The 15,388-nt window shown below is 65.5% G+C and carries 15 protein-coding genes and 1 other RNA gene; 7 read left to right on the forward strand and 9 right to left on the reverse strand.

What is annotated here, in order from left to right; translation table 11 throughout:
• The first annotated feature begins 24 nt into the window (after positions 1-24).
• Entirely contained in the window at positions 25-378 is a 354-nt protein-coding gene (gene queD, locus FHY19_RS06475) for a 6-carboxytetrahydropterin synthase QueD (protein WP_259156577.1), read from the forward strand.
• Between the two features lie 192 nt (positions 379-570).
• Complete coding sequence (locus tag FHY19_RS06480) at positions 571-906, forward strand: phasin family protein (RefSeq protein ID WP_259156579.1); 336 nt, start codon at positions 571-573, stop codon at positions 904-906.
• Between the two features lie 163 nt (positions 907-1,069).
• Here FHY19_RS06480 and bioD read toward each other — a convergent pair whose 3' ends face one another.
• Positions 1,070-1,744, reverse strand: coding sequence for a dethiobiotin synthase (gene bioD / locus FHY19_RS06485; protein WP_259163100.1), 675 nt, complete (start codon positions 1,742-1,744; stop codon positions 1,070-1,072).
• A gap of 117 nt (positions 1,745-1,861) precedes the next feature.
• On the opposite strand from bioD, the gene FHY19_RS06490 reads away from it, so the two are divergent.
• Positions 1,862-2,344 carry a GAF domain-containing protein gene (locus FHY19_RS06490; protein ID WP_259163101.1) on the forward strand — a complete coding sequence of 161 codons (483 nt, stop codon included), beginning with the start codon at positions 1,862-1,864 and terminating at the stop codon, positions 2,342-2,344.
• Positions 2,341-2,733, forward strand: coding sequence for a TfoX/Sxy family protein (locus tag FHY19_RS06495; protein WP_259156585.1), 393 nt, complete (start codon positions 2,341-2,343; stop codon positions 2,731-2,733). Before FHY19_RS06490 ends, FHY19_RS06495 begins: the two co-directional genes overlap by 4 nt.
• 117 nt (positions 2,734-2,850) lie before the next feature.
• On the opposite strand, the gene FHY19_RS06500 is transcribed toward FHY19_RS06495, so the two are convergent.
• The 5 genes from FHY19_RS06500 to dinB all read right to left on the reverse strand — a co-directional run bounded on the left by FHY19_RS06500 (position 2,851) and on the right by dinB (position 8,440).
• Complete coding sequence (locus FHY19_RS06500; protein WP_259163102.1) at positions 2,851-3,804, reverse strand: alpha/beta hydrolase-fold protein; 954 nt, start codon at positions 3,802-3,804, stop codon at positions 2,851-2,853.
• Positions 3,805-3,854: 50 nt separating this feature from the next.
• Entirely contained in the window at positions 3,855-6,098 is a 2,244-nt protein-coding gene (locus FHY19_RS06505; protein WP_259156589.1) for a TonB-dependent siderophore receptor, read from the reverse strand.
• A 404-nt stretch (positions 6,099-6,502) separates the two neighbouring features.
• Complete coding sequence (gene gph, locus FHY19_RS06510) at positions 6,503-7,153, reverse strand: phosphoglycolate phosphatase (RefSeq protein ID WP_259163103.1); 651 nt, start codon at positions 7,151-7,153, stop codon at positions 6,503-6,505.
• Between the two features lie 118 nt (positions 7,154-7,271).
• A non-coding RNA gene (locus FHY19_RS06515) (sX9 sRNA) lies at positions 7,272-7,350 on the reverse strand.
• A 10-nt stretch (positions 7,351-7,360) separates the two neighbouring features.
• On the reverse strand, positions 7,361-8,440 hold the full coding sequence (gene dinB / locus FHY19_RS06520; protein ID WP_259163104.1) for a DNA polymerase IV: 1,080 nt from the start codon (positions 8,438-8,440) through the stop codon (positions 7,361-7,363).
• 343 nt (positions 8,441-8,783) lie between these two features.
• On the opposite strand from dinB, the gene fabA reads away from it, so the two are divergent.
• Together fabA and fabB are read left to right on the forward strand one after the other, a co-directional pair.
• Complete coding sequence (gene fabA / locus FHY19_RS06525) at positions 8,784-9,299, forward strand: 3-hydroxyacyl-[acyl-carrier-protein] dehydratase FabA (protein ID WP_259156593.1); 516 nt, start codon at positions 8,784-8,786, stop codon at positions 9,297-9,299.
• Positions 9,299-10,507: a beta-ketoacyl-ACP synthase I gene (fabB, locus tag FHY19_RS06530; protein ID WP_259163105.1), complete on the forward strand. Its 1,209-nt coding sequence runs from the start codon at positions 9,299-9,301 to the stop codon at positions 10,505-10,507. The genes fabA and fabB overlap by 1 nt, the downstream gene beginning before the upstream one ends.
• A gap of 217 nt (positions 10,508-10,724) precedes the next feature.
• On the opposite strand, the gene FHY19_RS06535 is transcribed toward fabB, so the two are convergent.
• From FHY19_RS06535 to FHY19_RS06545, 3 genes are all read right to left on the reverse strand, one after another.
• Positions 10,725-11,495 carry an SH3 domain-containing protein gene (locus tag FHY19_RS06535; protein ID WP_259163106.1) on the reverse strand — a complete coding sequence of 257 codons (771 nt, stop codon included), beginning with the start codon at positions 11,493-11,495 and terminating at the stop codon, positions 10,725-10,727.
• A 140-nt stretch (positions 11,496-11,635) separates the two neighbouring features.
• Entirely contained in the window at positions 11,636-13,660 is a 2,025-nt protein-coding gene (locus tag FHY19_RS06540; protein ID WP_259163107.1) for a M3 family metallopeptidase, read from the reverse strand.
• 94 nt (positions 13,661-13,754) lie between these two features.
• Positions 13,755-14,858, reverse strand: coding sequence for a PLP-dependent cysteine synthase family protein (locus FHY19_RS06545; protein WP_259163108.1), 1,104 nt, complete (start codon positions 14,856-14,858; stop codon positions 13,755-13,757).
• A gap of 132 nt (positions 14,859-14,990) precedes the next feature.
• On the opposite strand from FHY19_RS06545, the gene FHY19_RS06550 reads away from it, so the two are divergent.
• Positions 14,991-15,386, forward strand: a complete 396-nt coding sequence (locus tag FHY19_RS06550; RefSeq protein ID WP_259163109.1) for a CopL family metal-binding regulatory protein — start codon at positions 14,991-14,993, stop codon at positions 15,384-15,386.
• The last annotated feature ends 2 nt before the right edge of the window (positions 15,387-15,388 follow it).

A 15,388-nucleotide genomic window follows, 5' to 3' on the forward strand; every position in this document is an offset into this window, starting at 1 on the left:
ACTGCAGCACTTACAATGGCGCCCATGGATATCTTCAAAGTCTTTACGCTCGAAGCCGCGCATCGGCTTCCCAATGTGCCGCCCGGCCACAAGTGCGCCCGGCTGCACGGGCACTCGTTCCGGGTCGAGCTGCATGTCAGCGGCGAACCCGGTGACCAGACCGGCTGGATCATGGATTTCGGCGACATCAAGGCCGCCTTCCAACCGATCTACGACCGCCTGGACCACCACTACCTCAATGACATCGAGGGGCTGGAGAACCCGACCAGCGAGCGGCTGGCGATCTGGATCTGGCAGCAGCTCAAACCGGCGCTGCCGCAGTTGAGCGAGATCGTGGTGCACGAAACCTGCACTTCCGGCTGCCGCTATCGCGGCTGATCGCGTGCGCAATGATCTACCCCGAAGCCGCCTACTGGGCGGCTTCGTCGTTTCTGACGCATCGTCAACCGCTTGAATTCAAATGGATTTGCACAAAGTTTGGGGAAACTTCAGGAAACTTGTTGCATCGCACCAATATCCGCGTATGCTGCATCGCAACAAACGGTCACGGCTTTCCCCAAGGGGTTCGCAATGTCGGCGCAGTTCGATAACAGCTTCACCAGTCAGTTCGCCTCTGCCGCAGCACGTGCCAACCAGTTGGCATTGGACACGCTGGAGCAGAACGTCAACGCAACCACCACGTTCTTCGGTGAGTTTGCGCAGGCACGCGACCTGGGTGCCTACCAGACGCTCTGGCCGAAGGGCCTGCAACTGGCCCGCGACAACCTGGAACGCCTGGCTTCGGCCAATCAGGAAGTGGTCGGGATGGGATTGAAGATGTCCAGCGAGCTTGGGCAGTTCGCCAAGCAGCAGTTCGATAACGGCAGTGAACAGGCCGGCGCAACAGGCAAGACACGGCGCAAGTAACGGCCACCAAAATTCAGCGTCTTTGCATGGGTCCCTCCCCCCGTGCAATCCGGCCCGACAGATCCCTCCCTCTGTCGGGCTTTTTTATTGTGCGTTTGCCGGGCGGCCCGTCGCCGTGGCTTGCGCGCGGCGATCGGCACTGGCGCGGTTGCAGCCGGCGCGGCTAGATCGGTAGCCGCAGCGCCTGCGCCTGGCTGGCGGCATCGGCGCCCGGGCGCCAACGGATCCGCCCCCAGCACGGCATCCCCAGCCGCTGATGCAGCATCTGGATGTTCGCTTCGACGCGCTCCATCTGCGGGTCCACCTCGTTGGCGATCCAGCCGATGCACTCCAGCCCGTCGACGGCGATGGCGGCGGCGGTCAGGCGCGCGTGGTTGATGCAGCCCAGCCGCACGCCGACCACCAGCACCACCGGCAATTGCAGCGCGCGGACCAGATCGGCCTGGTCCAGATCGGCGCTGAGCGGCGCGGCCCAGCCACCGACACCTTCGACCACCACCACATCGGCCTGACGACGCAATTGCGCGAAGGCGCGGGCGATCGGGTCCAGCGACAGGGTGACGCCGACATCGGCCGCAGCCAGCTCCGGTGCCAGCGGTGCGGGCAAGGCGTAGGGGTTGAGGGTGGCGTAGTCCGGCTGCGGGTCGCTGGCCGCCTGCAGTGCCAGCGCGTCTTCATTGCGCCAGCCATCGGGCGTCTGTTCGCAGCCACTGGCGACCGGCTTCATCCCCACGGCGGTGCGCCCGCGTGCGCGTAGCGCGTGCAGCAGCGCGGTGCTGCCCATGGTCTTGCCGATGCCGGTGTCGGTGCCGGTGACATACAACGCCGGATGCTGCATGTGTTCGATCCTGCGGCCGCGCCGCCATTGCCGAGAGGGCGCGCAGCATAACGCGCGGATCCGGACGCGCGGCTGAGTCGCAATGCCGCTGCGGATGGCCGCTGCTAAACTTCGGCCATGTTCGCCACCTCATCGCTGACCGGCAGCAAGCCGGAACAATACGCCCAGCTCACCGCCCAGGCCCAGGCCCTGGTGCACGGCGAGCCGGACCGGATCGCCAATGCCGCCAACCTGGCCGCACTGATCTTCAACTCGCTACCGTCGCTCAACTGGGCCGGCTTCTATTTCTACGACGGCCGCGAGCTGGTGGTGGGGCCGTTCCAGGGCTTGCCGGCCTGCGTGCGCATTCCGCTGGACAAGGGCGTGTGCGGTGCGGCCGCCAGCACCCGGCAAAGCCAGCGTATTGCCGACGTGGACGCGTTTCCCGGGCATATCGCCTGCGATTCGGCGTCGCGCTCGGAACTGGTGATCCCGCTGGTCAAGGGCGATACGTTGATCGGCGTGCTGGATTTGGACAGCCCGGAGCTGAATCGCTTCGATGCGGACGACCAGCGCGGCCTGGAAGCCATCGCGCAGGTTTTTGTCGGCGCGCTGACGTGACCACCGAACGGCTGCGCAACATCGGCCCGAAAAGTGCGGCGTGGCTGCGCCAGGTCGGCCTGCGCACGCAGCAGGATCTGCAGGCGGTGGGCGCGGTGGGCGCATTCGTCAAGGTGCGCCGGGCCGGCTTCAAGCCCAGCCTCAACCTGCTGTACTCGCTGGAAGGCGCCTTGACCGACTGCCACTGGCAGGACGTGCCCGAAGCGCGCCGGCATGCCTTGCTGGCCGAATACGAGGCGGCCAGCGCGCTGTTGCCTGTGCGCGGCCGCGCGGTCGCCGGGCCGGTGGAAACCGTGCACTACGCGCGGGCAGACAACGACGATACGCATGGCGACATGGGCGAAGCAGACGATGACGCCGCGGACTTGAGCCAAACGCGCGAGGATTGAATGTTTGCGCCGGGTTGCCGCAGCCGTGCGCGCATGACGCTGGCGCGGCGACCAGCACCAGCGTGCTTGTTGCGTTCTAGATCGATGTATTTCGATCGCTTGCCTGATCTGGCTTCGTCAACGCGCCGCTGCGTCTCGTAACGTCGGCGCAAGCGATGCGCCCAGCGTCTGACCATGGCTGAGGCCTGGTAGCGGCTGATACGCGGCGCTGAGGCCGGGTAACGACGACAACAGCGCGACCAGATTCTGTGCCGCATGTGGATCTGACTGTGGCCGCCCGGGACGCTCCGGTTTTGTAGCGTTGGCCGGCGTGCCGCCCTCGCCCGCCATCAGCGTCAGGCGATGCTTGTCTGGCTGCGTGCTCGCAGAAGCTGCGTGTGCGTTATCGACCACGCGCTGCGCCTGCTGGACGATGAAGCCATCGCCCCACCACAGCGATGGATCGACTGCCACGTAGTGCTGAAACAGCTGCGGCTGCGTCAGCAACACCTGCAGCACGAACAGCCCGCCATACGAATGGCCCCATAGCGTCTGCCGCCGAGAATCCACCGACACATGAGCCTGCACCTGCGGGCGAATGCGTGCGGCGATCAGTTGCGCGAATGCGTCAGCGCCACCAGTCCTGCGCTCAGGGTTCAGCGGGTCGGTTTCGACACGGCCATCGGTAAAACGCGCAGGCGTGTAGTCCAGGCTGCGCCCCACCGCATCGATGCGCAACGCGCTGTCGTCGGCGATGAACACCAGCACCGGCGCATCGCCGTCAGTCGAGAGGCTGTCGAGCAAACGCTCATCCAGTTCCATCAATGCCGCGTTGCCATCGAGCAGATACACCACCGGATAACCGGCAACGGGCGGCGCAGCCTTGGGTGTGGCAATGCGCACGCGGTAATGGCGTTGAGCATCGGCCGAGTCCAGCCGCAATGCGCTGAAGCCATAGGAGGCACTGGGGCGATCGGCGACGGTGCTGCCGATCGTGCGGCTCAGGTCCGGCTGCGCGAACGCCGGCACGGCGCCGACGATCCACATCAGCACACCGGCACACGCAAGCCGCCAACGCTGCTGTCGGGTCATTGCACTCTCCTGTTGCGGCGCGCGCGTTCTCACGCAGCGCCGCATCGCTGTCAGAAACCGAAACTCAGGCTCGCCCAATACGCTCGGCCGGGCTCGTTGTAGGTCGCCGCACCTGCCGCACCGCCGGTGTTGTTGGTGCCTTCGCGAAACAGGCGGGTGTCGAACAGATTGTCCACACCGAGGCCCACACTGACCTTGCGGGTGATGCGGTAACGCGCACTGACGCCCCACAGGTCGTAGGGGTCGCGCGAGTCGGGGGCGATGGCGCCGCCGCTGGTACTCGATTGCGTGGCCGATTCCTGTTTGCCATAGAACGTACCGGTGAGCAGCAGCGACAAGGCCTGGGTCGGTTGCCAATCCAGCGTGGTGTTGACCGTGTATTCCGGAATCACCGACAGCGGCTGATCGGTCGCGGTGTTCTTGTTCTCGATCATGTAGGTGACATTGGTGTTCCACTTCAGCTCGCGGCCCTGCTCACCCAGCAGCGGCAGGGTGAGGTTGCCTTCCACGCCCTGCACGATCGCTTCCGATGCGTTGGTCCACTGGAATACCTGCCCGCGCCGGTCGACAGTGACACCGACCGGCACCATCCCGGCGACGATCTTGTCGTCGTAGGCGTTGTGGAAGTACGTCAGCGAAGCGTGGTGACCGGTTTGCGGTGCCCACTCGATGCCGATCTCCTTGTTGATGCTGGTCTCCGGATCGAGGTTGTCGTTGCCCTGGATATAGCAGCCCGAACCAAGATTGGGGAACAGCACCGGGCAGCCATTGCCGCGTGTGTAATACAGATAATTGGCGTTGGACTGGTACAAGTTGGGTGCCTTGAAGGCGCGCGCGATGCCGCCCTTGAGCAACCAGTCTTCGCTGAGTTTGTACTGCACGTTGAGGCTGGGGCTGAGGTTGTTGCCGAACTGGCTGTGGTGATCCAGCCGCACACCTGGCGTCAGCGTCAGCCGCTCGCTGGCGTAGATGTTGTCTTCCAGATACACCGCGCTGAGCGTGGCCTCGCTTCGCGGGCTGCGCGTGCCATTGGCAAGACCGGGGAAACCACCGCCTGCGCTCACCGTCTGCGACATCGAATACGCATCGCTGAGGCGGCTCTGGCGGCGTTCGAAGCCCAGCGTCAGCACCTGCTCGGTCCAGGCCTGCAGCGGCATGTTGAACTCGCCGTCGATGTTGAGGTTGTCGAGCGTGGCGGTGGAATCGAGCAGGCTGGCGGCAATGGAGCCTTCCGGCCCGCCGGCCAGGCCTTCGTTGAGGCGGGTATTGTCGGTGCCTTCGTAGGCGGCGGTGAGGCGCGATGTGCCGAGCGCCCAGGTGCCGCGATGGGTCAGCGAGGCGGTGCGGCGGATCATCGTGTTGGTTTCGCTGCCAAACAACGCACCCAGATCGGCACCGGCCAGGCCATCGGCGCTGACCGCGCGATCGCCCGCGTACAGATTGCCCTGGCGGCTGAAACCGGTATCGAGTTCGATCACCTGGCCTTCCATCGGATCCCAGCGCAGCAGGCCGTTGATGTCCTTATTGCGCACACCCTCGCGTCCGGCCGGCGGCACCGCGGCGGCGCTGCTGGCAAAGCGGCGATTGAGCTCCAGTGAATCCGGATCGGTCTTGTTGAGATTGCCGTAGAGGCGGAACGAGAACGTGTCGCTCAGCGGCCCGCTGAGCTGGAAGCCGGCACGCTGGCCGCCGCCTTCGGCACTGTGCTGCGGCACCAGGCCGAACAGGCTCATCGAGCCGGTCAGATCGCCGGTCGGCTTCTTGGTGATGATGTTGACCACGCCACCGGAGGCACCGGAGCCATAACGCGCCGCGGCCGGGCCGCGCAGCACTTCGATCCGCTCCACCGCTTCGGCCGGCACCCAGTTGGTGTCGCCGCGCGTATTGCGCTCGCCGCTGCGGCCCATGCGCACCGCATCGCGCGATCCCACCGGTTTGCCATCGACCAGAATCAGCGTGTTTTCCGGGCCCATGCCGCGCAGATCGATCTGGCGATTGTTGCCGTACTGGCCGGAGGCACTGTTGCCGGTGAGGTTGACGCCCGGCATAGTGCGCAGCAGTTGCGACAGATCATTCACCGGCGGGCGTCGTTCGATGTCTTCGGCGGTAATGACCGACGAACCCAATGCTTGCCGTGCGATTTGCGCGGCGGTGACGTGCACGGTGTCCAGCGATTGCGGATCGGCCGCGGCGTCTTCGGCCGATGCGCTGCAAATGCAGCTGCCACAGCCGAGCGCAATGGCCAACACTAGCTGGCGGTGGGACAACATGGGACGACGCGCAGGCGCAGACATCCATGACCGGCGTGATGCGGACATTCTCAAACCTCTCGACAGGAGATGGACCTCTGGCGACGGCTTGAGGTGATACGTGGGGAGTGCTGCGTGCAGCAGGCGCACGATGCGCCTGCCAAGCGCTGACGCAGTCAGGATTACCCGCGCATTCTACACAGATGCGATTCATTCTCAAACAGAATGACTGCGCCGGCGAAGCCGCATGCGGCTCTCGCGGGACCAGAGCAGCGCACCTTCGTCGCAACATGTTGTGCACTGTCTGCAGGTCGGTGCGCGTTCCAGCGGTCTGCCGGTGCGGTGTACGTGCGTGCGATGTTCATCCAGCGCGGCGAACCGACGGCGGCGTTGGTGCTGCAAGCGATGATGGAGGCCGCATGCAACGGGTGCTGATCGGCTTGCGGGTTTTACTTCAACGCAAGCAGCTCGCGCATGTCGTCCATGACCGCCACCGCGCCGGCGCTCTGCACATCGAAGCCGCGCAGATAGCCGTAGCGCACCATCGCCAAGGGCATTGCCGCTGCGTGTGCGGCAGCCGCATCCGTGGCCGAATCGCCGACCATCAGGCACTGCTGCGGTGTGTGCCGGAATTGCCTGGCCAGGTGCAGCAGCGGTGCCGGATCGGGTTTGCGCTGCGCCAGCGAATCGCCTCCGAGCACGCTGCTGAACTGCGATGCGATGCCCAGATGCTCCAGCAGCGGCGCGATAAACCGCGATGGCTTGTTGGTGCACAACGCCAGCGTAGCGCCGGCCTCGCGCAACCCGGTCAATGCCTCGCCGACACCGGAATAGAGCTGCGGGTCATGCAGCAGGCAGGCTTCGTAATGACGCATCATTACCGGCATCTCGGTATCGGCGTCATGGGTACCGCCGGCTTCGCGCAAGGCGGTGGCGAGCAGCACGTGCACGCCTTCGCCGATCCAGCCGCGGATCGTCGCCTCGCTGAACTGCTGCAACCCGAGTTCGTGCAGGGTGGCGTTGAGCGCTTCGGTGATATTGGGTGCGCTGTCCACCAGCGTGCCATCCAGGTCGAAGATCACCAGCGGATACGGAAACATGCACGACGCCTCGTTGGGGGAGCGGCGTGCAGTGTACGAGCGGCCGGATTCAGAGCGCGTCAGCGTGCGCGGTGGAGATGCCTGATGCAGCGATCGCTGCATGCAGCAGGCCAGGAGCGGCCCACCCAACGTAGCGAGCAGCCATCTGGTGGGTGTGGACGGCGCGCTCAGAACCGCAGTGACGGCACCGCGGGCATGAGGCCGCGCTCATTGCGCCGGCGGCATCTCACCGAACAATTCTCCCTGCACCGCGCCCTCGTCGGCATCGCTGAAACCGCTCAGCCCCACGCCGACCAGGCGATAGCGCGTATCGTCGGGCAGTTCCACGCGCCGGGTCAGCGCCAATGCAATCTGCGCCAATGCGTCCAAAGAAGCGGGCGGCTGCTCCGGCGTGTAGGAGCGGGTCAGGATGCGAAAGTGCGAGGTCTTCAACTTCAGCACCACCGTGCGCCCGATCCGTTCGGTACGCCGCGTGGCAAGCCAGGTCTTTTCGGCCAGGCGCAGGATGTGCGGATCCAGTGCATCGAGCGCCAGATCCTCGCTGAAGGTGTCCTCCGAGGAGACCGACTGCACTTCCTGATCCGGCTCCACCGGGCGTTCGTCGATGCCGCGCGCCCGGCGATACAGGCTATGTCCGAAGGTGCCGAAATGCGCCTGCAATTCTTCCAGCGGACGCAGTCGCAGATCGGCCACGGTGACGATGCCCAACGCCGCCAGCTTGCCGTCCATCACCTTGCCCACGCCGGGAATGCGATTGACCTTGAGCGGCAGCAGGAATGCATCCACGCGACTTGGTGCGATGACGAAATGGCCATCTGGCTTGCGCCAGTCGGAGGCGATCTTGGCCAGGAACTTGTTCGGCGCGATGCCGGCCGATGCAGTGAGCCGGGTTTCGTCGCGGATCTGGGTGCGGATCAGCTGCGCGATCTCGGTGGCCAGCTGCATGCCGGTCTTGGCTTGGGTGACATCCAGATAGGCTTCGTCCAGCGACAACGGCTCGACCAGATCAGTGTGGCGATGGAAGATCTCGCGCACCTGTCGCGACACCGCCTTGTAGCGCGCAAAATCCGGCGGCACGAAGACCGCATCCGGGCAGAGCCGCTCGGCGCGCAGCGCCGGCATCGCCGAGCGAATGCCGAAAGTACGTGCCTCGTAGGAGGCGGCGCAGACCACCGAACGCGCACCGCGCCAGGCCACCACCACCGGCTTGCCGCGCAGGCCGGGATCGTCACGTTGCTCCACGGACGCGTAGAACGCATCCATGTCCACGTGCACGATCTTGCGCATCAAGCTGGCATCTCTCCACTCAGGATGCGGCCATGATAAGGCAGCCGCGTCTCACGCCATGATCCAGCAACAACGGCAAGGCGGCGCGAAACGGGCGCGACCGCCGCCAGCGATGGACATTGCCTTCAGCTCCGGACCACCACCCCTTTGCACATCATCCGGCCGTTGGCCATGACCGGATGGCGTGCGAAGGCGCGAGCTACCGAGCCTCCACATTGTGCACCGCACCCTTGCAGCGTCTGAAAACAGCACGCATGCGTACGGATAAAACGTTTGATTGAACCGCGCCGGCTCATGCACCCTTGCCGGCTTCGCCATTCGCTCCTTGCAGGACACGTTTGTGATGACTCGTCAAAATGCGTATTCGCGCGACCAATTGCTGGCCAGCGCGCGGGGGGAATTGTTCGGACCCGACAGCGGCCGGCTGCCGAACGACCCGATGCTGATGTTCGACCGCATCACCGAGATCAACGACAGCGGCGGCGCGCATGGCAAGGGCGTGATCCGCGCAGAACTCGATGTCCGCCCGGACCTGTGGTTCTTCGGTTGCCACTTCATCGGCGACCCGGTGATGCCCGGCTGCCTGGGGCTGGATGCGATGTGGCAGCTGACCGGCTTTTTCCTGACCTGGATCGGCGCACCCGGTCGCGGACGCGCGCTGGGCTGCGGCGAGGTCAAATTCACCGGCCAGGTATTGCCGAGCGCCAGCCTGGTGAGCTACGAGATCGATGTCAGCCGCGTGATCAACCGCAAGCTGGTGATGGCGCAGAGCGACGCACGCATGCTGGTGGACGGGCGCGAGATCTACACCGCCAAGGATCTGCGCGTGGGCATGTTCACTTCGACGGAGAACTTCTGATGCGTCGTGTCGTCGTCACCGGAATGGGCATCAATTCGTGTCTGGGCAACGATCTGGACACCGTCTCCACCGCATTGCGTGAGAGCCGCTCCGGCATCACTGCATTGCCCGATCACGCCGAGGCCGGTCTGCGCAGCCAGGTGGGCGGCGCGGTGACGCTGGATCTGGAGGCGTTGATCGACCGCAAGCTCAAACGCTTCATGGGCGACGCCTCCGCGTACGCGTATCTGGCCATGCGCGATGCGATTGCCGATGCCGGGCTGGATGCCGAGCAGGTCAGTAGCCTGCGGACCGGCGTGATCGCCGGCTCCGGTGGCGGGTCCAGTCAATGGCAGGTGGAAACCGCCGACTTGCTGCGCAACCGTGGCGTGCGCAAGGTGGGCCCGTACATGGTGCCGCGCACGATGTGTTCGGCGGTCTCCGCGTCGCTGGCCACTGCGTTCAAGATCCGCGGCTTGAGCTATTCGCTGTCGGCCGCCTGTGCGACGTCGGCGCACTGCATCGGCGCGGCCGCGGATCTGATCCGGCACGGCGCGCAGGATGTGATGTTCGCCGGCGGCGGCGAAGAACTGCACTGGACCATGAGCGTGATGTTCGATGCGATGGGCGCGCTGTCCACCGGCTTCAACGATCGCCCGGCAGTGGCCTCGCGCCCCTACGATGCGCAGCGCGATGGCTTTGTCATCGGCAGCGGCGGCGGCATGCTGGTGATGGAAGACTACGACCACGCCATCGCGCGCGGCGCACGCATCCATGCCGAATTGCTCGGCTATGGCGTGACCTCCGATGGTGCCGACATGGTGGCGCCCAGCGGCGAAGGTGCGGTGCGCTGCATGCACATGGCCATGCAAGGCCTCAGCCAGCCGGTCGACTACCTCAACACCCACGGCACCTCCACGCCGCTGGGCGATGTCACCGAACTGGGCGCGGTGCGCGAGGTGTTCGGCGACAACGTGCCGCCGTTGTCCTCGACCAAGGCGCTGTCGGGCCATTCGCTGGGCGCAGCCAGCGTGCACGAGGCGATCTACAGCCTGCTGATGTTGCGCGACGGGTTCATGGCCGGCTCTGCACATATCGACGAACTCGACCCACGTGCGGAGGGCTTCCCGATCCTGCGGCAGACGCAGGAGGCAAGCTTGAACACGGTGATGTCCAACAGCTTCGGCTTTGGCGGCACCAACGGCACGTTGGTGTTCGGGCGGGTGTGATGGCTGCTGCCACCGCCGCGATCACGCTGCGGTGGCACCGGTTGCGGCGATGACAGAAACGCGCCGATCACCCAGTGACTGCCGTGTCTTGCATGCCATCGGCCGATGCCGTTGGCCAGGCGCGGCAAGCCCGGATTTGCATAGTTGATACCGCCACAAGGCGCCAACCGCAATGCCCTGCCAGGTGCACGCCAGACCTTGTCCGACGAACGGCCGGCTAGCGATCTTGCTGGTCGCGCATTTTCCGTTCCCGAACCGATTGCTCGTAGTCGATGCTTGCCTGGTCGATACAACTCTGTGAGCCGCCGTCCTGACTCTGTGAGCCTGCGCACCGTTGCCGAACCGCTCCGTCGTAGTCGCTGCGTGCCTGAGAGATACAACTCTGCACGGCACTGTCCTGGCCTCCTGAGCGTTCGCACCTGTTGATCCTTTCGTCCCGTGCATCACGGTCCAGCCGATTCAGCGCAGCCCGATCGATCACGGCACGCTCGCGTTCGGTGCGCTCGTTCTCTGCACGTGTCTGCCGCTTGGCACGTCTTGCCATGGACTGCACTCCGTCCGCCGGCACGCCCTCGCCAGGTGCCAGGAGCTCCAGTGGCAGCGCGTCTCCCGGCGTGTGATCGCGCCAGAACGTACGCTCGCTCTCGACCGTCCATTCGCGGCCGCGATAGTGCGTGTCCCAGTAGGCGTCCAGCGCGAACTTCACTTTCGGCACCACGCGAGTCAGGGCACCGTGATTGAGCACGATCGAGGTCGCAGGAAGCCAACCACGCGCCTCCGGAGAACGCACGTCGCACCAGGTGCCGCGGTCGAGACAACCATAGACCTGAAGCGCAGTGCCGGGCTGAACTTCTCCCACGCGCCGGTACTCTTCAGCAGGCCCGGCGCGCAGGCCAGCCAGGCCGTTGGCGTGGCCGGCATGCTGCGCCCAAACCGGCATGGCCACGGCCATCAGCCATAGCGCACTCCATGACAAACGTCGCTGCATTGCGCGCTCCCTGTGCCCTGTTCCACTGCATGCGGCGCCTCGCGAAGGGGCGCCACGTCGCGGTTATAAGACAGCTCACCTCAATGCAATGCGAACTCCGTAGCGACCGGTGGCCGGTGACGAGGACCCAATCGGCACCATCAGCCCGCCATGCCGTTGTGCCGCAGCAATGCGTCGATGCTCGGCGCACGCCCACGGAAGGCACGGAAGTTGTCGGCCGCACTGCGGCTGCCACCGCGCGACAACACTTCATGGCGAAAACGTTCCCCCGTGTCAGCGACCTGCTCCGGCGCCTCTTCGAACGCGGCGTAGGCATCGGCACTAAGCACTTCAGCCCATTTGTAGCTGTAATAGCCGGCTGCGTAGCCGCCCGCGAAAATATGGCTGAACTGATGCGGGAAGCGATTCCACGCCGGCGGGCGATTGACGGCGACCTCGTCACGCACGCGCTCGATCAGCTGCAGCACGCTGTCCTGCACCGGGTCGAAGCTGCTGTGCAGCTGCATGTCGAACAAGGCGAACTCCAGCTGGCGCACGGTGAACATGCCGCTCTGGAAATTACGCGCAGCCAGCAGCCGGTCGAACAGGTTGCGCGGCAGCGGCTCGCCGGTCTGCACGTGCGCGGTCATCGCCTGCACGCGCTCCCATTCCCAGCAGAAGTTCTCCATGAACTGGCTCGGCAGTTCCACCGCGTCCCATTCCACGCCGTTGATGCCGGCCACACCCAACTCGCCGATGCGGGTGAGCAACTGATGCAGGCCGTGGCCCATTTCATGGAACAGCGTGGTGACCTCGCCGTGCCGGAAGGTGGCCGGTGCATCGCCACTGCCGCGGCCGAAGTTGCACACCAGATACACCAGCGGCGTCTGCGTCCCATTGGCGGTCTCGCGGCGGTTGCGGCAATCGTCCATCCACGCGCCACCGCGCTTGCCTTCGCGCGCGTACAGATCCAGATAGAACTGGCCGACCAACGCGCCCTGCGCATCTTCCAGCCGGAAAAAACGCACGTCCGGATGCCACACCGGCGCGCTGTCCGGCTTGACGCTCAGTCCGTACAGGCTGTGGATGACATCGAACAGGCCAGCCAGCACCTTGTGCTCGGTGAAATACTGCTTCACCTCCTGCTCGGAAAAGCTGTAGCGCGCCTGCTTGAGCTTTTCGCTGACGTAGGCCAGGTCCCAGGCCTGCAGTTCATCCAGGCCAAGTTCGTCGCGTGCGAAGGCTTCGAGTTCGGCACGGTCGCGTTGCGCATACGGCCTGGCACGCACGGCCAGGTCGCGCAGGAACCCCATCACTTCAGCGGGACTTTGCGCCATCTTGGTGGCGACCGAGTAGTCGGCGTAACTTGCAAATCCAAGCAGCTGCGCCAGCTCGGCGCGCAGGGCGAGAATGCGATCGATATTGGCGCTGTTGTCCAGCGCAGGATCGCCGAACTCGGAGGCGCGCTCGGCGTTGGCGCGATACAGCAGCGCGCGCAGTTCGCGGCTGTCGGCATCGCTTTGCACCGGCAGATAGCACGGCATCTGCAAGGTGAACTTCCAGCCCGGTACGCCGTCTTTTTCAGCCGCAGCGCGTGCGGCGGCGATCACCTCGGCCGGCAGGCCTGACAACTGCGCCTGGTCTTCGGTCACGTACGACCATGCGTCGGTAGCGTCGAGCACGTTCTGCGAAAACCTGGCTGCCAACGCGGACAGCTCTTCCTGGATCTGCGCAAAGCGCGCCTTGGCCTCGTCGTCCAGCTCGGCGCCGCCGAGACGGAAATCGCGCAGCGCATTGTCCAGCACCTTGCGGCGCGCCTGATCGTACTCGGCCGCTTCAGGCGATTGCGCCAGCGCCTTGTATTGCGCGTACAAGGCCAGGTTCTGGCCCAGCGCGCTGCCGAAGCGGCTCACCTTGGGCAGATTGCTGTTGTAGGCCTCGCGCAGCTCGGGCGTGTTCATTACCGCCTGCAGATGGCCGACCTGGCCCCATGCGCGCCACAACCGCTCGGTGGCATCGTCCAGCGGCAACACGAAACTGTCCCAGCGCACCGGGCTGACCTGTTCGGCCGCCTTCACTGCCGCTTCTGCCGCGGCCAGCAGTTGGTCGATCGCCGGGCCTACATGCGCAGGGCGGATGGCATCGAAGGACGGCAGTCCGGACAGATCGAGCAGCGGATTGGTCATGGAGCGCTCCGGCGGTGGACTGAATCAGGGATGACGAAGATGTCTGGTGACAGGTGCCGACGCCCAGCGCGTCAGCACGCTCCCGATATGGCGATCAACGCAGCGCAGCACAAGGCAGCTGCGGCAATGCGCCGCCGTTGACCGCCTCGGCAATGGCCGCATCGCTGTCGGTGACATCGATCGCCCGCTCCGCGTACCAGCCCGGGTTGTAGTAACTGTGCGCGTAGCGCTCGCCTGCATCGCACAGGATGGTGACGATGGAGCCCTGCCGGCCCTCCTCGCGCATCCGCTGCGCGGCGTGCAGTACGCCGATGAAGTTGGTGCCGGTGGAGCCGCCCACGCGACGGCCCAGCGTGGCGCTGACGTGGCGCATCGCCGCCAGGCTCAAGGCGTCGGGCACCTTGATCATTTCATCGACGCAGCTGGCAATGAAGCTCGATTCCACCCGCGGCCGGCCGATGCCTTCGATGCGCGAGCCGCCAGTGATCGCCAGCTCCTTGGGGCACTGCCCGTCCACCGCACGGCAATAACCGTCGAAGAACACCGACACTTCCGGGTCCACGCACAGGATGCGGGTGTGATGCCGGCGATAGCGCACATAGCGCCCCAATGTGGCGCTGGTGCCGCCGGTGCCGGGGCTGCAGACGATCCAGTCGGGGATGGGGTGGGGCTCTTCGGCCAGCTGCTTGAAGATCGATTCGGCGATGTTGTTGTTGGCGCGCCAGTCGGTGGCGCGCTCGGCGTAGGTGAACTGGTCCATGAAGTGCCCGCCGGTCTCGCGCGCGAGCTGGTGCGAGGCGCTGTCCAGGTCGCAGGCACGTTCCACCAGATGGCAGCGGCCGCCCTGGAATTGAATCGCGGCGATCTTCTCCGGCGAGGTCGAGGCGGGCATCACCGCGATGAAGGGCACCCCCAGCAGCCGCGCGAAATAGGCCTCGGAAATGGCGGTCGAGCCACTGGAGGCCTCGATCACCGGCCGCCCGGCACGCAGCCAGCCGTTGGTCAGCGCATAGAGAAACAGCGAGCGCGCCAGCCGGTGCTTGAGGCTGCCGGTGGGGTGGCTGGACTCGTCCTTGAAGTACAGGTCGATGCCTGGATAGCCCGGCAGATCCATCGGGATCAGATGGGTGTCGGCCGAACGATTGAAATCGGCCTCGATCTTCTGGATGGCGGCGGCCACCCACTGGCGCTGCGACATGGGCACGGGCGTGAAGCGAAAGAGGCGTCAATTCTACCGCCGCCAGGCGCACAGCCGGCGCCGGCGGTCAGCGGGCGGACGGTTGCGGGCCGGTGGTATGCTCGCAGCGTCATCCATCAGCCCCGACCGCCCGTGCTGCCTTGCCTGCTCCGCCTGCTGCTGTGCCTGTGCCTGGTCGCCAATACGGCCACCGGCGCGTGGGCGTCGGTGGGCATGGCGATGCCGGAAGTGGCCATGCCGCAGACGGTCACGCACGCCATGCAGGCGCACGTGGCGGCCCCGATGCCGTGCCATGACGCCATGCCAGCGGCTGATGCGGCGCCGTTGCCCGACACGACCAGACACGCGCACGCCAGCGACTGCTGCAAGCTGGGCAGCTGCGACTGCCTGCAACACTGCAGCCTGGCCTTGCTGACCCTGCCCGCGGTTCCGGCGGGGATGCTCGGTCATTTCGCGGTGCCTGCCGCCCTGGACGCAGGCCGCGGCAACCCGACACACGAGCAACCGGTTCGACCTCCCATCGGCTAACG

The organism is Xanthomonas sp. 4461, from assembly GCF_024806475.1.
GTDB lineage: Bacteria > Pseudomonadota > Gammaproteobacteria > Xanthomonadales > Xanthomonadaceae > Xanthomonas > Xanthomonas arboricola_F.